15 protein-coding genes are annotated in these 19,791 nt (G+C 61.3%); 5 read left to right on the forward strand and 10 right to left on the reverse strand.

Annotated elements, in window-relative coordinates; translation table 11 throughout:
• Positions 1-173: 173 nt before the first annotated feature.
• Entirely contained in the window at positions 174-1,520 is a 1,347-nt protein-coding gene (locus tag VGY55_09995) for an AGE family epimerase/isomerase (protein HEV2970312.1), read from the forward strand.
• A 98-nt stretch (positions 1,521-1,618) separates the two neighbouring features.
• Here the strand turns inward: VGY55_09995 and VGY55_10000 are convergent, their stop codons facing one another.
• The 4 genes from VGY55_10000 to VGY55_10015 all read right to left on the reverse strand — a co-directional run bounded on the left by VGY55_10000 (position 1,619) and on the right by VGY55_10015 (position 8,096).
• A complete protein-coding gene (locus VGY55_10000) occupies positions 1,619-2,881 on the reverse strand; it encodes a DUF1501 domain-containing protein (GenBank protein HEV2970313.1) in 1,263 nt (420 codons plus the stop codon).
• Positions 2,882-3,045: 164 nt separating this feature from the next.
• Entirely contained in the window at positions 3,046-4,437 is a 1,392-nt protein-coding gene (locus VGY55_10005; GenBank protein HEV2970314.1) for a DUF1800 domain-containing protein, read from the reverse strand.
• Positions 4,438-4,546: 109 nt separating this feature from the next.
• Positions 4,547-7,702 carry a M56 family metallopeptidase gene (locus VGY55_10010; GenBank protein ID HEV2970315.1) on the reverse strand — a complete coding sequence of 1,052 codons (3,156 nt, stop codon included), beginning with the start codon at positions 7,700-7,702 and terminating at the stop codon, positions 4,547-4,549.
• A 4-nt stretch (positions 7,703-7,706) separates the two neighbouring features.
• Positions 7,707-8,096 (reverse strand): BlaI/MecI/CopY family transcriptional regulator, encoded by a 390-nt coding sequence (locus VGY55_10015; protein ID HEV2970316.1) that lies wholly within the window; start codon positions 8,094-8,096, stop codon positions 7,707-7,709.
• A gap of 382 nt (positions 8,097-8,478) precedes the next feature.
• Here VGY55_10015 and VGY55_10020 point away from each other — a divergent pair, with 382 nt between their 5' ends.
• Together VGY55_10020 and VGY55_10025 are read left to right on the forward strand one after the other, a co-directional pair.
• Positions 8,479-8,790: a hypothetical protein gene (locus VGY55_10020; protein HEV2970317.1), complete on the forward strand. Its 312-nt coding sequence runs from the start codon at positions 8,479-8,481 to the stop codon at positions 8,788-8,790.
• 167 nt (positions 8,791-8,957) lie between these two features.
• Positions 8,958-10,523 (forward strand): PQQ-dependent sugar dehydrogenase, encoded by a 1,566-nt coding sequence (locus VGY55_10025; GenBank protein HEV2970318.1) that lies wholly within the window; start codon positions 8,958-8,960, stop codon positions 10,521-10,523.
• Positions 10,524-10,718: 195 nt separating this feature from the next.
• On the opposite strand, the gene VGY55_10030 is transcribed toward VGY55_10025, so the two are convergent.
• The 4 genes from VGY55_10030 to VGY55_10045 form a co-directional block, all read right to left on the reverse strand.
• Positions 10,719-11,108, reverse strand: coding sequence for a hypothetical protein (locus VGY55_10030; GenBank protein ID HEV2970319.1), 390 nt, complete (start codon positions 11,106-11,108; stop codon positions 10,719-10,721).
• Between the two features lie 225 nt (positions 11,109-11,333).
• Positions 11,334-11,603, reverse strand: coding sequence for a hypothetical protein (locus tag VGY55_10035; GenBank protein ID HEV2970320.1), 270 nt, complete (start codon positions 11,601-11,603; stop codon positions 11,334-11,336).
• A gap of 125 nt (positions 11,604-11,728) precedes the next feature.
• Complete coding sequence (locus VGY55_10040) at positions 11,729-12,364, reverse strand: response regulator (protein HEV2970321.1); 636 nt, start codon at positions 12,362-12,364, stop codon at positions 11,729-11,731.
• Positions 12,361-14,016, reverse strand: coding sequence for a PAS domain S-box protein (locus tag VGY55_10045; GenBank protein HEV2970322.1), 1,656 nt, complete (start codon positions 14,014-14,016; stop codon positions 12,361-12,363). Before VGY55_10045 ends, VGY55_10040 begins: the two co-directional genes overlap by 4 nt.
• Positions 14,017-14,178: 162 nt before the next feature.
• On the opposite strand from VGY55_10045, the gene VGY55_10050 reads away from it, so the two are divergent.
• Complete coding sequence (locus tag VGY55_10050) at positions 14,179-15,075, forward strand: transglutaminase family protein (protein HEV2970323.1); 897 nt, start codon at positions 14,179-14,181, stop codon at positions 15,073-15,075.
• Here VGY55_10050 and VGY55_10055 read toward each other — a convergent pair.
• Together VGY55_10055 and VGY55_10060 are read right to left on the reverse strand one after the other, a co-directional pair.
• Positions 15,072-17,117, reverse strand: coding sequence for an amylo-alpha-1,6-glucosidase (locus VGY55_10055; GenBank protein HEV2970324.1), 2,046 nt, complete (start codon positions 17,115-17,117; stop codon positions 15,072-15,074). The two genes, VGY55_10050 and VGY55_10055, sit on opposite strands and share 4 nt — an antisense overlap.
• Before the next feature lie 11 nt (positions 17,118-17,128).
• A complete protein-coding gene (locus VGY55_10060) occupies positions 17,129-19,012 on the reverse strand; it encodes an alpha-amylase family glycosyl hydrolase (GenBank protein ID HEV2970325.1) in 1,884 nt (627 codons plus the stop codon).
• 176 nt (positions 19,013-19,188) lie between these two features.
• On the opposite strand from VGY55_10060, the gene VGY55_10065 reads away from it, so the two are divergent.
• Positions 19,189-19,437, forward strand: a complete 249-nt coding sequence (locus VGY55_10065) for a BON domain-containing protein (protein HEV2970326.1) — start codon at positions 19,189-19,191, stop codon at positions 19,435-19,437.
• The last annotated feature ends 354 nt before the right edge of the window (positions 19,438-19,791 follow it).

A 19,791-nucleotide genomic window follows, 5' to 3' on the forward strand; every position in this document is an offset into this window, starting at 1 on the left:
GATTAAGCAAAGACTACGAGGAACGAACCGATAACAGCGAAGCCATGATCCTCGTCTGCATGATTCACCGTATGTTACGCCACCTAAAGCCAGCAGAACTGGCCGGCGGCTGGGATAAATAGCTTTTCAAACACGTTCTTACAGATTGGGCAACCTCTTTCGCGTCAACAATCATGAGTCGTCGATTGTACCGCCCGGCGGATTGTTCGGTGGCGCTCGCGCTGCTTTGCGCGGCATTTCTGGCCAGCGCGCTGTCGGCGGCGGAGCCTGCGGCAGAAGACTACAGCCGCATTGCAAAAGAGGTTGAAGCGAATCTCCAGCACGACGTGTTGGACAAGTGGTTTCCCGCGGCCGTAGATCGCCAGGGCGGAGGTTTCTTCGAGGATTTTGCCGCGGATTGGTCGCGCCGCGAAACGCCGGAGCGAAGCGTCGTGTATCAATCGCGGCTGACCTGGCTCTCGGCCCAAGCGGCCTTGCGTGATCCGGCCCACGCGGAGGCTTATCTGGCGCTGACTCGCCACGGCGAGGCATTCCTGGCCGAAAAGCAGTGGGACCACGAGCGCGGCGGGTTCTTCTGGGCCGTCGACGTCGATGGCCGGCCGACGAAGCGTTTCGGCAGCGAGAAGCACGCGTACGGCATCGCCTTCGGCATTTACGCATCGGCGGGCAACTACGAAGCCACGCATGACGCCGCCGCCCTCGAACTGGCCAAGAAGGCGTTTCGCTGGTTGGACGAACATGCCCACGACCCGCGAAACGGCGGCTACTTCGAGGCGCTAACCGCCGCCGGCGAGCCGGTCCTTGCCGCCACCCTCCGCCCCGCCGACGCGATCGGCACGCGCTACGGCTACAAGTCGATGAACACGCACATCCACCTGCTGGAAGCGCTCGCCGGCCTGTACGCGGTATGGCCCGATCCGGCGTTGCGCACTCGGCTCGATGAGGTATTTCAGATTGTCCGCGACAAGATTTACGTTCCGCCCGGCTGCCTGCACCTGTATTTCAACCCGGATTGGCGCCCCCTCCCGGAATTCGATTCCTTCGGGCACGACATCGAGACCGCATATCTATTGACCGAGGCGGCGGCGATTCTCGGGAAACCGGATGACGCGGCCGCTTGGACTGCCGCGCGGCACCTCGTCGATCACGCCCTCGAATACGGCTTCGATAGCGAGCAGGGCGGTTTTTACAACGAAGGGACCACGTTCGGCCGCGACGTGACGAAACAGAAAATCTGGTGGGTCGAGGCCGAGGGCCTCAACTCCTTGCTCCTGATGCACGAGCGTTTCGGCCGCGAGACCCCGCGCTATTGGGAAGCCTTCTTGAAACAATGGGACTTCATCTCGCACAAGCAGGTCGACGCCGACCACGGCGGCTGGTATTCGACCGTCGGCCCCGACGGCGCCGCTCCGGTGAACCAACCCAAGAGCGACCGCTGGACCGAGGGCTACCACCAAGGCCGAGCGTTGATGAACGTCTCCGCGGCCCTCCACCGGCTGGCGGATTCCAAATCGAAATGAGCTACGGCGTGCGCCGTCCGGCACCTCGTCGCCCCACGACGGTCGCCACTGTAGGGAACGGCCTCTGTGCCGTTCCGTGCGCTGGAGCAATCTCACCATCACGCTTCGACCGGCTTCAAGAGCGCCAGCGGCTCGAACTTTTGTCCCAGAATGGGTTCGCTCGCCAGCCCCAGCCAGCGTTCGAGGACCGTGGCGTAAACCTGCCGGAAATCGACGCCGAATACCGGATCGCCATCCACCAGATGCGCCAAGTCGGGATAGGGCCCGTGGATCCCGGGCACGACGCCGTTGCCCGCCAGAAACACCGGGGCGGCGGTGCCGTGGTCGGTCCCCTGGCTGGCGTTTTCTTCCAGTCGTCGGCCGAATTCGGAAAACACGAGCACGAGCACCGGGCGGCTGGCGACGTGCTTGCTCACGTCGTCGATAAATGCCGCGAGCGAGCCGCCAATCTGGCCCAGCCGATCAGCGTGCGTATTGGCTTGCCGGCCGTGCGTGTCGAAGCCGCCCAGCTCGGTGTAATAGATGGGCGTTTTGAATCCGGCCCGAATGAGCCGCGCGATCAACCGCAGTCGCTCGGCCAGCCCGTTGTCTGGGTATTTCACGTCGGTCGATTGCGTGAGATTCATCTTCGCAATTTGCTCGGCCGTGGCTTGCACCGCAACGCTGCTGGCCTGCGCGGCCGCGAGCAGCGGATTCGCGTTTGCGTCGCCGGGCGAATGCCAGCCGGCCAACTGCGCCTCGACGACCGACCGGTCGAGCAAGCCGGTGCGGCGTGTGAGTTGATCCAGGTCGGCCAGCGACGGAATCTGCACGCGCGTACCGAGCAGAGCTTGTGGCATCTCGCCGCTTCCCACGCGCAGCGCCGGCGCCGCGATTGGGTTCGCGTCGCTGCGCCGGTCGATGGCCCGCGCGAGCCAGCCGCCGGCGGAAAGCGCAGCCCGGCCATGCTGCAACTGGGCGTCGTTCGGAGCGATCTGCCAAATGGCCATCGATTCGAAATGCGATCGGTTCGGATTTGGATAGCCGACGCTCTGCACGACGGCCGCTTGACCGCCGTCGAACAGCTTCTTCAAGCCGCCGAGCGACGGGTGCAGGCCGACGCGATCGTCCAGCTTGTGCAGCTTGGCGTCTGCCAAGCTGAGCGTGGGGCGAAGCCGGCGATAGTTTTCATCGGTGAATGGAACGACGGTGTTCAGGCCGTCATTGCCGCCGGTCAATTGCAGCACGACCAGAACCCGATCGTTCGTCGGCCCCTTGCCAGCCGCGGCCCAAGCGGTCCGCGTAAGAAACGCCGGCACCGCGGCGCTCGTGGCCAGCAAAGTCGAAGCCATCCCAAGGAATTCGCGACGAGTGGTGGTCATATCGACCTCGCAGAACGGGCGTTTCGTTTCCAGTCAATCCACGGAATCAATCCACAGATGCCACAGATTGACACAGATGGGGACTGACTAGCTTCCGTCGATCTCAATCTGTGTCGATTTGCGTCATCAGTGGATAATCTGTCTTCGTCAGTGCCACAAAAAAACTAAGCCAACTGATATTCCGGCGATTTCAGAATCACTTGGAGCGCGGCGGGCAATTGTGGCTTCGGATCGGCGCCGGCCAGCCGCGTCGCCAGCTTCTGCGTCGCGCAGTTCATGTCGTTCTCCAACAGCAGCGCCGAATAGGAATTGATCGCATCCGCGGATTTGATGCCGTTCTCTTTCGCCCATCGCTCGGCGTCGTAAGCGGGCAATCCGGCCGCTTCGTTGCCGGAGAGAAGCTGCACCACCCAATTGAATCGCGCCAGCGTGGTCGCGCTATTGAGCCAGGCGGTGCCGCCGTCCCAGCCTTTGACGCTCGGCGGATCGAACAGGATTTGCCCTTGCTCTTCGCAGCTTATCGCCGCGAGCGTGAGCAGGTTCGGGGACCGCGCCGGCTCAAGCTGCCGAATCGTGCCGACGCAGAACTCGACCGGCGATTTGACCCGCTGCCGATACGCAGCCGGCGAGAAAAAGTGCCGCGACCGCAGGATGATCCCCACCACGTGTTCGATCGAGTAATCGCTGGCTCGGAACTCGACCGCGAGAGGCTGAATCAGCTCGTCGCTGGGCGGCCCGGCTTCGCTGACGAACCAGCGATAGAGCTTGCGGCAAATATGCACCGCCGTAGCCGGCTGCTCCAGAATAATCCGCAAAATGTCATCCCGCCGCCACGGCCCGGTTTGCCCGAGGAAGGTTTTCGTGCCGGTATCGGCGAGTTTGTCTTCGTAGATAAAGTCGTTTGTCGACTGCAAGAGTTCATCGCGTCCGGGCCGCCAGCCGGTCAGTCCGCGCGCAGCTTCCTTAACATCTTTTTCTGTATAGTTGCCTACCCCGAGCGTGAACAATTCCAAGAGTTCACGAGAGAAATTCTCGTTTGGATGTTCCCTTTGATTCGTTCCGCCATCGAGCCAGCGTAGCATGGCGCGATCCGATTCGATCCCTCTAAGCAAGTCGGCGAAGCGTACGCGGGCATGAGTTCGAAACAGCTCATTCTGATCGAGCATCAATTGCAGCCGGTAGACTCCGTGCAGGCCGGTGGCAAAATGGTTGTGCCAAAACAGTGTCAGCTTCTCGCCCAAGGGATCTTGGCCGTACGCCATTCGATAAAGCCACCAAGCCTGGGCCAATCGCGGATCGCCGCGCGAATAGAGTTCGAGGTTGGTGCCAATGGCACGTTTGAGCGCTTCGGCAACGATCTTGAATTGGTGGCTTTCTGGCCGCGGATGAAGCATTCGTTCAATGCTTTCTGCCGGGCCAGCCGCCAAGTCGCGCTGCAATTCCTTCCACGCTCCGCCGAATCCGGCGCGACGATGCAAATGGGCGACCTTTTTCAAGTCCCATGGCTCTTGGGAAGTCGGTTCAAAGGGCGCAAAGTCTGCGGATTCGCTTTTCATGGGGGAGATCCGTAAGGATTTGCTTAATCTAGCGCTGAGCCAACGGCGATGGCGAGCTGCCCGCACGCTCCGCCGCCGGACGCTCGGCGTTGAACAATTCTGTGGACATCTATCGTTGCGTCACAAGCGTCACATCGCCAACGTCGGTGGTTTCGCCCGGACGGACAGTGAACTCGTAGCGCTCGTCCTCCATCCCATTCTTGCCTAGAACGCTGACGCGGTAAGTCGCGCCGGGTATTAAGTCGCTGACGACGACTCTCCCATCACTGCCCGTTTTCGACAATTTATCGGGCGGTAAGCTCACGATGCGGTTCCAATTAATACTATCCGACCACAGCGGTTGCTTCGGCTCAAGAAAGCGTGTCGCGGGCGAGCCGGGCGTGACAATCAGCAGCAGGTTGGGGTGATGGTTCGCAAGCGCTTCCCCTTGATCATTGAGAAACCGAAACCGCGCCGAACCAGTACGCTGCAATTGGATCGGTGGGCTGGCTAGATCAATCTCAGATCCGGATGGCGACACCATTGCGGCACAGTGATGGTCCGAATCAATGATGAAAAGTGGATTGGAACCCTCCGGCTCGAAACCGGGTAATTCGAGGACGCCGTCTTCTACCCGCGCCGGCCGCACTCCATATTCAACTATCGGTGATTCGTCTGGCAAATACGATCGAGCGTACGTCGCGCATTGTGCGGGCTGACCGTCAGGCCGTACGACTCTCCGACGAAGCGTGATGCCGCGCTGCAATTCAATCTTTATCGGTGCGGGCTTTTCATCGGGCTTCAAGCTCAGATGAAACGCGCCGTCGTGATACTCGCGCCACAAACCGGGTTCGCCGTAACGCTTTTCGCCCGTGCTGACCACGACGTGGAGATAGTCCGACGTCGGCGCTTTCACCAGGACGTATCCTGACCCGGGCCAAACCGGTAGGCGGAAATGTCCTTTTACGTCGGTCCGGTATTTCATGTCAGAACCTCGCGTGTTACTCTTGGCGCCCTCACGGAAAAAGCGATTGTTGTATTCTTGGGGCTCGAAATAGACGGTTGCGCCGGCGATGGCCTTGCCCGAGCCTTTTTCCAGAACGTCGCCTTCGACGACAATCCCCTTTTCCATCTTGATAGTCAGCATGGCATTGCCGGCGACATTGTTGGGCCATTTCCAATTCATTGCGTGAAACAAGTAGGGAGAATCAGCGGGGGGATAGACCTGAACGATGGTCTCGCCACGAAGAAACCGAAAATCAAAAGGTGATCCTCCGGAAACGGCAATGTGGTAACGGCCGTCGTTCTCCGTTCGAGTGCTGCGAGATGGTTGCGCCTCAAGCAATACTTCAAAGCCGGCGAGCGGTAGCCCGGTGTCCGCAGCCACGACTTGGCCGCTCAGAAACCGGCCCGGTTTCAGCACAACGCCGATTGGGTCGGCGACGGGTTTTACTTGCAGCAACTGGCAACCGAAACGCTCATTTTCGACAAGCAAGAAGATTTCCTTCGTCTCGGCAGGCATCGTGACGCTGCACTCGCCATCTTCACCGGATTGAGAGCACTTTGGCCAAGACTTCAGCGACTCGTCGGCCCCACGTTCTACCTCCCAACCCCAGACCTTCGGTCGGACATTCGCCACCGGGTTCCCGGCGGTATCCATCAATTGAAAATGAAAGATCTTCGGCTCAGGCAATGTGAGTTTCGGCAATTCGATCCGTTGCTGGTGCCGGTGCTCCAAACCGAACCCGATCTGGTACGTTGCGAGTCCATCCGCGGATGCAGAGAGTTCGAGTCGATAGTTCTTAGAGAGTTCGCGTGGCAACGCGATCTCGTAGTGTCCCGCGGAATCACTGGTGATCGAATAATAGCGAACGTTTTCTTTCTTCATCCGCCTGCCCCAGTAACCGTCATCGTCCACGGCGACAATCTCGATCAGACCGCCCACCACTGGTTTTCCTTGCGGCGACAGTAGGGTGCCAGCGACGGTCACCGGCGAATCGGAGTCGGCAGCGACGGTTGATTCGTCCGTTAGAGTTTTGGCGGCTGAAGCAGCTTGTCCGTCAGCGGATTTGCGAATCTCAGCTTGAACCGCCGGTCGCAGGAGGCCGACAACGAGCAACAGCGCGGAGAGCGCGAGCGCGACGCCATGAGCCGCGCTCAATGGCGCTCGCGAGCGATGAGCATCCAATACGGCGAGTAGCCGACCTTCGAGTTGCGAGGGGCGGGCCATCGAGAGCGCGGCGCTGGCTAACGGCGAGCAGGTGCGATGGGCTCGGGCGATTTCCAGTAACTGCGAGGCGTAGTCTGATGGCTTTTGGCCGGCCAGGAGCGCACAGTCGTCGCAAGCGTGCTCGCGCTCCAAGCGCATCCGTCGCAAGCCGTACCAAGCCGCGGGATGGAACCAGTACAGAGCGCAGGCCAGCCGGGCGATCATTTGCCAGAGGACGTCGCAGCGCTGCACATGCGCCAATTCGTGCAGCAGCACCATCTCCCGACGATCCCGCGGCCAACTTGCCGCATCGGACGGCAACACCACGCAGGGGCGCAGCCAGCCGAACGTCATTGGCATCTGGTCCGGCCCGCCGAAAACCAGAGTGACATCGCGGCGTAGCTCAATCCGCTGGCACATGGCGAAAAGCAGATCCTGCCAAGCGGAATCCAGCGGTGGTCGCGCCCCGACCTTCCAACGCAGATTGCCGGCCATGCCGGTCACAAGTGGAATTAGCGCTGCTACGGCGCCGGCAAGCCAAAGAACAACTAGCCAGGGGAGTCGCGACTGCGCCGGCGGCGCGGCGGGACCAACCGCGTTTGAAGTAGAGACCGTGGTTCGTGGAACGGCCGCGATTGGAGCGCCGCTGGGCGAGCTTTCGTTCGACGCGATTGCGTCAGCGGTTTCTTTGCTGTCGTTTCGGATCGCGAGCGTGCCAGCAGTGACCGGGGCCGACGAAACCGGATTCAGTCTCTGCGTCGCTGCACCACTGCCCGCCGAAGCGACGAACTCTTCGGCGATTCGTCCACGCTCCGCCCCTGAAGTCCGCCAATCGCGTGGAATAACTTTCCACGACCAGCCAGGCAAAAACGCATTCGCGAGCGGAAGCAACAAGAGCGCCGTGAACGTCAACGCCCAAACGCGATGGCGCACCGCGGCCGAACGCTTTCGGAGCAGCACGGTCAAGCCCGCGGCAATCGCCAGGAGCAACGTGGCTTTGACGAATACGTCCGCCGCGAACCAGAGCCGTGAATCGCCCCACGACGTAGCCATCCAATGGATCAAGCGATCGAGCATGGCGTCACCTTCCCTCCTGGCGGGCTTCGGCGATCAGGCGGGCCAGGCGATCGAGTTCCTCGGAAGAAATCGTATCGGCAGACATATCGAGCACGGCGGCCACGGCATCCCCCGCGGAGCCGCCGAAGAACGTCTTGAGCAAATGTTGCAAGGCCCAGCGTTTCGATTTTTCCGGGGCCTCGGCGGAGCGATAGATATACTTCACCCCTTCGCGGCGATGCTTGAGAAAGCCCTTGCCTTCCAAGAGCCGCATCATCGTGCGGACGGCCGAATAGCTGGGCGGATCGGGCAAACACGACCGCACGTCGCTGACCGACGCGTCGCCGAGTTGATGCACGGCATCCATGATTTGCCGCTCGCGCCGCCCGAGGTCGAGATGAGAGGTTTTGGCCATGTTGGATGATATTCGTTGCGATGTGGTGAGCGGCCGGCCGGCACTGGCCGACTTCGCTGGCCAGTGCCACACGGAGCGGCCAATGCCAACGCAATCGATCCGCGCCCGATGCCGTTGTGTTATTCCATTAACACGTGGCAATATACTGCCACTCGGCGGGCGTGTCAAGCGCTCGGCAAATCATTTTCGGAAGCGATCCTTTCGAGTCGCGATTGAGGACGATAGAATTGAACGAACGTGGGCTCGTTTGAGGGCGACTTGCGAGACCGTTCGCAATTCCCCTCACCCCTGCCCTCTCCCAGAGGGAGAGGGAGTTGTGGGAACGGCTGGCATTTGTGTAGTCGAACCCTCGTCTAATGGACAACTCATCGAGAAACAATCCATGATCGACGATCCCCGCGGCATTCCGCCGGCTGGCGGCCCGGCGCAACCTGCGAAGGTTGCGCCGGGCAACACGTCTGGCGATGCGATATCGCCAGAAACACTCAAAGCTGCCCTCAAGGCCTTCAAGAAGCGGCTCAAGCTCACGCGGCTGGACGATGCTTCGCGGATTGGGCGCGGGCCGATGAGTTCGGGCCAGGGATCGAGCATCGCCGGCATCACGCCGCCGAATCAATATCCGCGCGCGGTTTGGGAAGAATTGGTCAACCAAGGCAAGCTCAAGCATGCGGGGCATGGCATGTATTCGCTGTAGATCGCCTAACAAATCCGGCTGGGAGAAGGGGACTGTCCCCGTTTTGCTGCCGACCATCGCGGCGATGGTTCCCGCTTCGCAAAAGGGGGACAGTCCCCGCCGGATTTGTTAGGCGATTCAGTTCTGCAATCAATCTCTTCAATCGGCTTTTCTGCAAGGGGTGTACGATGCGTCTTTGCGGCTCGTCGCTGATCGCTTTATTGTCGGCAACCGCGCTTTTCGTTTTGGCGGCGCCGCTGCTTCGCGCGGCGGACGAGGCCGATCCGGTCGCCACGGTCGCGCGGCTCAATTCCAGCTTCCCGCCGGAACGGCTCGACCCGGCCGAGTGGCAAATCAAGGAACGCGTGCTGGGGAGTCAGCGGCAGATGGACTTCAAGCCGGTCGTCGCGGAAGCGATCGTCCGAGTGAAAGACACCTACTACATCGCCGAGCGCGGCAGCCCGCGGTGGCTCGTCGGCAATCGAACCGTGGAGAAATCCGGCCCGACGAAACAAATCCGCTGCATCCAAGCGTTCGACAATCTGGACCGGCTGATCAAGGCCTCTCAATTCGCCGATCTACCAAAACCTCCGGAGGGTTTCACGCTGCGCGCGATCGCCACCCTGCCGGTCAATCCCAGCCGACTGGCCAGCGACGGCCGCGGCAAAGTGCTCTACGCCCTCTGCGAGCGCGGCGACGTTTGGCGGATCGAGCCCGAAAGCGGCGCCCAACGCCAATTGCTCCAGCCGTCGGACTACATCGATCCGAAGCTCGGCGATTCGACCACGATGGGGATGACGCTCGACAAGCAGAATCGGCTCTATATCATCACGAATCAGCAGGATTCCGACGCCCGGCCGCGCATGAATCGAGTGACGATCTGGCGCACGACGAAAGTTGTCGATGGCGACCCGGCCGATCCGCAGCCTTGGCTCCGCGCAACGTATCCCTGGGGGATCGGGCCGTTCAATCACGGAGTGGGCCACATCGCGACCGGTCCCGACGGGATGCTGTATGTCTCCAGCGGTTCACGGACGGACGGCAACGAGCAGGGCAGCGACGACCGCTATTGGAAAGGGGGCGAGCACGAATTGACCGCCTGCATTTGGCGGCTCGATCCCAACGCCGCCGAGCCGAAGATCGAGATTTATGCCCGCGGCCTGCGAAATCCTTATGGTTTCTGCTGGGACCCGTCGGGGCGAATGCTGGCCACCGACAACGGTCCTGACGCCGATCCGCCGGAAGAGCTGAACGTCATCGAGCGTGGCAAGCATTACGGCTTCCCGTTCAAGTTTTCCGATTGGCCGAACAAGCCGTATCCCTACACGCCCAATCCGCCCAACGGGCAGGAATTCACGCTGCCCGTGGCGAATCTGGGTCCAGCGGCCGGCGGCAGCGAGGAGAAGCCGCTCTACACGTTCGATCCGCATTCGTCGCCGTCGGGGATCGTTTACCTCGGAGACGATTTTCCGCCGCCATATCGCGGCGGTTTTTTCGTGACGCGGTTCGGCAATTTGTTGAAGCGCCCCAAGGACGTCGGCTTCGACCTTTTGCACATCAAGCTGGAACAGAACACCAAGGGGGAGTTCGTGGCCCACACGATGCGAGTCCTATTCCCGGTCGCTCGGCCCGTGGACGTGCATCTTTCAGGCAAAGGGCGCGTTTACATCTGCGAATACGCACGGCAAATCGAAAACGGCGGCTTCGTGGAAATGCTGCCCGGCCGGATTCTGGAGTTGGCGGTCAAGCCATGAGCCGGCGGCGCGATTTGGAATCAACGATGGTGCGGGCCGATCGGGGGCAACGAAAGCGATCGCCTGTGAATCGAGCGTGTTCTTCAAGCAGTCTCGGGGAACGGCCTCCGCGGCGTTCAGGGATTTGACGTTACCGTCCGGGGCATTGCGCGATGCGGCGGGAGGGTCAAAAGGAACGAAAGGATAGTCCAAAACCTAATTCCGAATCGGCAGACGTTCGACGCGGGCTTCGGGAAAGATCGTTCGCACCCGCACAAGTTCGGCGTCAGTGGTCGTTTTCGGCGGGAGAAGGATCATGGCGATCGCCTCGTCGCCGAGCGCGCGACGGAACCAAGAAACGTCGGCCGTCCGTTCGGAGACCGGGTTTGCCGGGTCGCTCTTGCGAACGCAGCGGAATTGCGAGTCGCCCGCGTATTGGTTGAGGACCGCTTTGCGCGACTGGACGGCCGAATAGTCGCGGCCCAAAAGGGCGCCACAGAAGGCGACCGCCGCGCAGATCAGAAGCACTTCGGACCAAACGAAGAACTTCTTCGGTAAGCCCGGCCGAGCGTGAGACGGGTTGTCGCGCATGTCCACGGGAGGCATCGAAGCGCCCGCGAGAAGTTTGGACCGCTAACTGCCCCGATTATGGGAGGGAATTCCGCGGCGTTCTATGTTGAAATCCAACACGCGGAAAGCCGTGGAGCGCTTAACAAATCCGGCTGAGAGAAGGGAACAGTCCCCGTTTTGCTCGGCCGACCATCGCGGCGATGGTGCCCGCGCAAAAGGTGGACAGTCCCCGCCGGATTTGTTGGCCGTTCATAGCCTGGTTCACGGAGATTCGTGTCCAGTGCGGGCATACCGCGCCTCAACGACCGTCTTGTCGTCGCTCTCCACGCGCGCCATGACCTCGTACAAACACTTCCGTGGAGAGTTCGGCTGAGCGACCACGAACATTCGGCCGACCGTGCCGAACTGAGTATCGAACCAATGCGAAAGCACTGGATCGAGATGAGCGGCGGAGAGCGACCGGTTCTCGCCTCCTTCGATGGAGCGGCCGTCCATAAAGCCGCCCTGAAATTGGAAGACGATTTTTCGCATACCATCGCGCCCGAATCGTGAGGCATGAACGTATCGCTGCCCTGCAATCGATATCGGTCAGACTTGCGACGGCTTATATGTTGAAATTCAACACGACAGCGCGGAGCAGGTGTGCGGCCGAATCGCTACTCAGCCAATTCGCTCATCAGGCGGAAAAGTTCGACCACGTTGTCGACCCGCATCTTCTCAAATACCTTCCAGCGATGCTTGTCGACCGTGGGGAGACTGGTTCCGAGTGCCAGCGCGATTTCCTTGTTGGTCTTCCCTTCGACCAGCAACCCCATGATTTCTCGCTCGCGCGACGTTAATGCGGCAAGCCGGTCGGAAATCGCCTCACGGCGCTCGGCCTTGTCTCGGGCCCCTGCGTCGATTTTCAGGGCTTGCCGGATGTGTTCTTCCAATTGCTGCATGTCGAACGGCTTTTCCAAGAGGCTGAGCGCCCCATTTTTCATTGCCTTGACGGCAGTTCGCACCTCGGCGTGCCCGCTGATCATGATTACCGGCAAATGCGCGCCGCGCGCTCGAAGGGCTTCTTGCAACTCCAGGCCGCTCATCCCAGGCATCTTGACGTCAAGCACGAGGCAGCCGGGCCGTTTCGCGTCGTACTCGGCGAGAAAGGCATCCGCGCTGGTGTAAGACTGGACGGGAAGCCCAATCACCTTGGTAATGCCGGCGGAAATCGCGCCGCAAACGGCCGGATCATCGTCGACGACGAAGACCGTCGGCTTCTGATGCGCGGCCGCGGCAATCTGGTCAGTCATTCCCGCTCCTCGTCGGCGGCCGGCAAGCGGAGAAAAAAGGTCGTGCCTTCGCCGACCGTCGAGGTGAACCAGAGCTTGCCGCCATGCGCCTCCGTGATCGACTGGCAAATAGCAAGTCCGATGCCAATGCCCTCGGTCCTGGTCGTGAAGAAGCGGTCGAAAATGCCTTCGCCAATCTCGGCCGGGATGCCGTTTCCCGTATCGCGGACTGACAGCAGAATCGCCCTTTGATCGACTAGCGCAGTGGCAAGTTCGAGGACTCGCCCGTCGACGTCGCGATCTTGCATTGCTTCAATCGCATTTTGACAGAGGTTCATAACGAGTTGAGCAATTTGGATCCGATCGATGCTCACGTCCGGCAGATCCGCCAGTTCTAGGCGCAGGCTGATGCGAGTTTGGCGGGCAAGGGCTTCAACGATTCGGACGACCTCGCGCACGACTTCGTTCAATTGCACGAGATCGCGATGCGAATCGCGGTTCTTGACAAGATCGCGCAGCGATCGAAGGATCGCGCCGGCGCGGTGGGCCTGTTCGCCGATTTGATTCGCCGCCAGGGCAAGGTCCGCCGATCCGCGCCGCTCGTCCGTCGAGACGAGCGAAGAAATAATGCCGGCTTGAATGGCGATCGCGGTGAGCGGCTGATTCAGCTCATGCGCCACGCTGGAGGCCATTTGATCGACGGCCTTGATTCGTCCTCTCCGCCAGAAATCCGTGAGAGCGCGCTCGGCACGCTCGTCCACTTGCTTCCGTTCGGTGATATCCATCACGGTCCCCAACAGCCGCTGAGCCGTTCCCGCCGCATCGCAGACAAACATCCCCTTGGAAGCGACCCAGCGGACTTCACCCCCCGGCCAAATGGCTCGATACTCGGAGTCGTAGGTCCGATCGGACGGCGGATGCTCCACGAGCTGATTCACGCGGCGCGCGATCGCCGGACGGTCCTCTGGATGAATGCACTGCAAGAAGGCGTCGAACGTGTCGACCGGTTCTCCGCCGGCGAGCCCGAACACGGACCCGACCTCGGGCGACCAGATGATTCGGTCGGTGGAGATGATCCATTCCCAGATCCCCATCTTCGCGGCCGACAAGGCCATGTGGAGCCGCTCGTTACTGGCCGCGAGCCCTCGCTCCGCCTCCTTTTGTTCGGTAATATCGCGGAGCCGGGCGAGCACGCAGGTTTCTCCGGAAATATCGATCGTCTCGGCAGAGATCCTTACGTCACGGATTGCTCCGGACCGGTGGCGTAATTGCACTTCTTCATCCTGGTAGCGCCCATCGCTAATCAACCGCTGGAGGAGGTTTTCTCTGACGGCTCCGTCGGTTACGAGTTGCAGAGTCCGGCGATCTTTGCCGAGGACCTCGGCAGCCTCGTAGCCGACCACTTGCTCCCAACTGTGATTCACTTCCATCACCGCGCCGTCGGATAGGCGGCTGATGACGAGTGCGTCTGGATCGGAGCGGAACGCCTTTTCAAACCGCTCTTCGGATTGCCGTAGCGAGGCTTCCGTCCGCCGTCGCTCCTCGATTTCCGCGGTCAACAGGGCGTTAGCGCGAGCCAAGTCGGCGGCAGTGGCCGCGGCGACCGTATGTGCGTCGCGAAGCGTGCCGTCCCCGACAGAGGAAACATCGCCGTTTGGCGGTTTGAAAGACATGGATTGCCGCTGCGCATTTGGCGCTACGATTGCACCGCGTTCGGGCGAGAATTCGCCAAACGGACGCAGGTTTTGATTGTAGGCAGCGGTTAGGCCCGGCGGTAGTGTGAAAAATGGCCAGCCGAGGCGGTACGACTCTGCCCCCATAAAAGGAGCTTTCGCTTGCAATCCCAGTTGCCGACATCTGCCGCAACCCGCCGCCTGAAGGTTCGGCACTCCAACCGCTATTCCTACAACCAGCCGATCGCCCGCAGCGCGCATCGACTTCATCTGCGGCCGATTCAAGACCGCCGGCAGGCGCTCTTGTCACACCGATTGGAAATTACTCCCGCCGTCCAGTTGGCCGAATATGAGGACGTATTCAGCAATTGGACGACACGGTTCGAGGTTCGCGAGCCTTATTCGGCCTTGTCGATCGTCGCCGAGTCGGTAGTCGAACTGCTGGACATCGACCCGTTCGACTTCGCCGCGCTGCCATCGCGGGCCACGCTGCCCGTGAATTGGATGCCGTGGGAGCTGAAAATGCTCGGGCCGTATCTTTCGCCGATTGAGTTGCCCGAGACGCAATTGCGAGAAATCTACGACTACGCGATGAGCTTTGTCACGACGAACAACAGCGATTTACTGGAGACGCTGTTCGCGATCAATCTGACGCTGTTTCGCGAATTCACGTACGTTCATGGGAGCACCTCGCTGGAGACCACTCCGTTCGACGTGCTTTCGAACAAGCGCGGAGTCTGCCAGGACTTCGCCAATCTGATGATTTGCATGGCGCGAATGATCAACATCCCGGCCCGTTACGTTTGCGGCTACATCTTCACCGGCAACACGGGAGAATCGCGTGCCCAGTCTGACGCCTCACACGCTTGGGTGCAATTGTATTTGCCGAACATCGGCTGGAAGGGCTTCGATCCGACCAACGGCGTCCTGCCTGCCACTAACCACGTGCGGATCGCCGTCGGCCGCCACTACCGCGACACCGCCCCGACCTCTGGAACATTGTACTCGTCCGCGCAAGAGCAGCTCGCCGTGGATGTGGAGGTGAGCCCGGCGGACTAGGACATGCTTCGAATCCAGCAACGGACCACCTCGGCGACGCTCCAGGCTTGGGCCGCGCAGCCGCGGGGCGAATAGGGGGCTTCGGCGTCGAAGATTTCGCTGATCGTGCCGATGCAGGCCTCTCCCAGATGCGCCGCGAAGCCGGCGAGAAAATCTTGCGTGGCCGCGAACTCGCCGGGATGCAGCTTGAGCCAGGCGTCGATAAACGGCCCGATGAGCCAGGGCCAGACCGTTCCCTGGTGGTAGGCGGCGTCGCGCGAGCGCAGATCGCCGTCGTAGCGCGGCTTATACTGCGGCTCGCCGGGGGCTAACGTGCGCAGCCCCATCGGCGTGAGCAAGCGCTCGGTAACAACGCGCAGGACGCTCGTCCAGCGCTCTCGATCGAGCACTGGGTGTGGCAGCGAAATGGCGAAGATCTGGTTCGGCCGCAATGAGGCGTCGTCTGGCCCTTCTCCGTCGATCACGTCGTAGAGAAAGCCGCGCTCTGGAATCCAGAACCGCGCGTTGAACGATTTGAATGCGCGCTCGGCATGACCGGCGATCTCGCCTTGCTGCGGCTGTTCTTCTTCGGCCAGCCAGCCGGCCAAGAGCCGCAGGGCGTTGTACCAAAGAGCGTTGATCTCCACCGCCTTGCCGCGCCGGGGAGTGACGACCCAATCGCCGACCTTGGCGTCCATCCAGGTAAGTTGGTATCCGTCCGCACCTTGCTTCAATAGGCCGTCGGCCGGATCGACGCCAATTCCAAACTGCGTGCCGCGGAGATGATGCTCGACGATGTCGAGCAGGATCGGCAGCAACAACCGCAGCGTGAGGCGATCACCGCTTGAATTGAGATACCGATTCAACGCCTCGAAGAACCAGAGCGTGGCATCGGCTGTGTGATAAACGGCCGTTCGCTCCCCTTCGGGGAATAGATTGGGAATCAGCCCATCGCGAACGTAATGGCTAAACGTGCGGAGGATATAGCCCGCCTCATTCTGCCGACCGGTTGCGAGCGTCAAGCCTTCGAGGGCGATCATCGTGTCGCGACCCCAGTCGGTGAACCAATGGTAACCGGCGATGACCGAGCGGATCTCGTCACCGGCGGCATGGGCCCGCGTCGCATCGGCGACACGGGTGGTCGGCGTGATAATGAATTGGTCGGCGGCGATGACCAACTCGGCGCCGAACCCCGAACGAGCACGCGGATCGGCCTGAGCGACGAGCCGCTGCCGGCGCTCTAACTCGGCATTCCATGCCCCGTCTGGATCAATGGCGGCGAACGCCTCCCAGGGCTCGGTCGAGGCGCCGAGAGTGACCGGCGTATGGGCCGTCACATCGGCCCGAAAATAACCGGGCGACCAGAGCGTGCCGTGGAAATCGTAACCGCGGTCGCGCTCCAGCGCATACTCGACGTCGTGGAAGCGCCCACCATCGAGCACCAGCGCCGCACCCGGGCCGCGCAAATGCAGCCGCAGCGGCGGCATGTCCGGCGCCGTTACCTCAAAGCGATCGCCGAACGATGCGACCACATAAGGCGTCCCCGACGGCGCGCTCACTGCCGCTTCGTGTGGGCGAAAGTGTAAATTCGGACGCAACCGAATCCAAACCGGCCCGGCCCCGGAGACCAATCGGTAGGTCAAATGCACCGTGTTGCTGCGATACGGCAACAGCACGCGCCGCTCGAGCACATACGGACCGCACTCATAGCGCCAGATTGGCAACCCATCTTCCAAGCGGAATTCCGTCAGCACGGCGGCGCTCGCGGTGCGAGCCGGATCGCACGGATCGGTCGCCGAGAGCCGCAGAACGCGGTCGTCGCCGATTCGCATCTCCTCCTCCAAATGGTTGAACATCATCATCCGTCCCAACGGCGCCGGCAGGGCGGCGATCAGCAGCCCGTGATAGCGCCGCGTGGGAGACCAGCCGAGCGTGCCCGAGGCGTATCCTCCCAGGCCATTGGTTACGAGCCATTCGCGGCTGGTGAGGATTTTCGGGTCGAGATTCGGCTGTTCGCCGGCATGGCTCGTCCAGGGCAATCGACGTACAATCGCGGCTTCCATGCGGACCTCGATCAATCGGAGGCAACGGGAACAGGGGCGAGCATGACGGCCGCTTCGCCGGGAATCCGCCAGCCGTCGGGGGTGTCCAATTCGGGAGTGCCATTGCCGCCATATCGCGGATCTTCGCTCGACCAGAGAATTCTCCAGCGGGCGCCGGCCGGCGGCGCGACCAGCGGCTGCGGGATGAAATCTCGTCTCAGATCGCGGCCGAAGTTCACCACTAGCAGCCGAGTGGTCATGTCAAACGGATAGTATCGCAGTATGAGCGCATCCGGACCAAGCGCTGCGGCGGCCAGCCGCGTCGGATCGTGGTGAGCGAGATCGCGCCGCAAGTGCAGCAGATCGCGATGCAATGCGTAGGTGGCGGCGTGGGTTTCGCGCTCCGAGAAATCCAGTTTGCAGGATTCAAAGCTGGCCCGATCGACCGGATCGCGGAGAATCTCTTGAATCAGGGTGAGCGCGTACGAGCGAAATTGCGAGAGAAACTTTGCTCGCCCGGCGGCGACGGCCGCCGCTGCGTCCGGAGAGCAATCGTTAAAGTACAAGAACGGCGTCGAGGCCGCGAACTCTTGACCTTGAAGCAACAGCGGCGTTTGCGGCATCAAGAGCCACAGCGCGGTCATCGCCCGCAGCCGGCCGGGGCTGGTGAGTTCATGGATTCGCAGCCCGCGCGGCGCGTTGGCCACTTGATCGTGGTTTTGCAGATAATGGACAAATCGCTCGGGACGTACATCGAGGGCCGGCGTGCCGCGGGCGCGCTTCTGCCACGAATAGCGTTGCCCCTGATAGAGAAAACCCCATTTCGCGGCGGCGACGAATTCCTCGGCGCTCCCTTCGTAATCGGTGAAGTAGGCTTCCGACCGCCCGGTGAGCCGCACCATCGCGGCGTGATGAAAGTCGTCGCTCCAGAGCGCATCGAGTTCGCAACCGCCTCGATCGGCCGGCTGCAAAAGGGCCGCTCGTTGCGGCTCGCTTTCACCGACCACGAGAATCTGCCTGTGCTCCGCCGCGGCGCGGGCGGCGCGGGCGAGTTCGAGCAAGATATGCCGCGGAGAGTCGTCGTCGAACGCCTGCGTTGCGTCGATCCGCACGCCGTCGAGATGATATTCGCCGATCCAATGCCGTAGATTCGTCACAAAGAACTCGCGAACCGGGCCGGAATCCACATCGTCGAAATTGATCGCTCGGCCCCATTCGTTCTTGTGGCGTCGTGAAAAGTAACCTTCGGCGAACGGCGCGATAAGTTGCGCGCCGACGCTGCCGAGATGATTGTAAACCACGTCGAGGATCACGCCGATGCCAAGGCGATGCGCCTCGTCCACAAACCGGCGGAAGGCGTCCGGTGGGCCATAAAGATGACTCGGCGCAAACAGATTCGCGCCGTCGTAGCTCCAGCCGAACTGGCCGGGAAACTCCGCCACGGGCATGAGTTCGACGACCGTGATCCCAAATTCGGCTAGCTCGGCCAGTTCGGCTCTCGCGGCATCCCAGTTGCCCGCCCGGGTGAAGGTCCCGATATGCATTTCATAAAGCACTTGCCCAGCGGCCGAAACGCCGGACCATTCCGAATCGTGCCACTCGAATTGTCCGGCGTCGATTATCTGCGACGGGCCGCGCGGCCCCTTGGGCTGAAATCGCGAGGCCGGATCAGGAAGCTGCTCGCCGCCATCCTCCAGGTCGACCCAATACGTCATCCCCGGCGCAGCATCGGCGGAAAATCCCGAGAAGTAACCTTCCGGTTCTCGGTCCAAATCAACGGGCGGCAATGGGTGATCCGGCTGAAAGACGATGGAAATGCGATCGTGCCCCGGCGCCCAAATTCGAAAGTGAACGCCATCGGAGATTGGCTCGGCGCCGATGGGCAAACGACGAGTCGTACGTTGGATGATGGGCATGAAATCTCCGCGCGGTTGCTGGTTTTCGCACGCTCGAGCAAAAATGCAACTGCCATGCCGGCTTATTGTTGGCTTGGCACGCAAGCTGCATGAAATGGAGGTTGCAACGCCGGGCCCGCCGACCGGCACTTGCCATCCACGCGACCGCCAAATTGCATCTCGCGAAGGAGCACCTTATGATTTTTGCCCCGTCCGTCTCGAAGGTTGCCGATCGCGATCTACAACAGCGAATTCTCAACTATTTGTTCGGGCAACATGTCTCCGACCTACGATTCTTAGCCGTCGAAGCGCGCCGCGGGGTTGTCACGCTGCGCGGCCGCGTGCATACTTTTCATCAAAAGCAGCTCTGCCTCAATTGTTGCCAGCGCGTCGCCGGAGTCGTGCGGATCAACGATCAAATTGAGGTGAGCAGACTGCTTGGCTGACGCCCGTGGCTGGCAGTTATAAGGACTGTAGCGACCACGGGCGGGGCCATTAGTGTCGGCCCTGGTTTCCAAATGACCAGCGTGGCCCGTTGCAGCACAGTTCAAGGCTCGTTCGCGTTGCAATGGCTTCATTGGCCACGCGAATTCATTAGTTTCACGTTCGGCCCAATCGACTGTGACGAACCGATTCAATTCCATCGCGCCGACTGCCACCTATCGGCTTCAGATGCTCGGGCATCTCAAGTTCGCCGATGCGCGGGGACTGGTCGGTTATCTGCACGACTTGGGGATCGGCGCATTCTATCTGTCGCCATTCTTCCGCTCGCGCCGCGGCAGCACCCACGGCTACGACAT

This window comes from Pirellulales bacterium (assembly GCA_035939775.1).
Classification (GTDB): Bacteria; Planctomycetota; Planctomycetia; order Pirellulales; family DATAWG01; genus DASZFO01.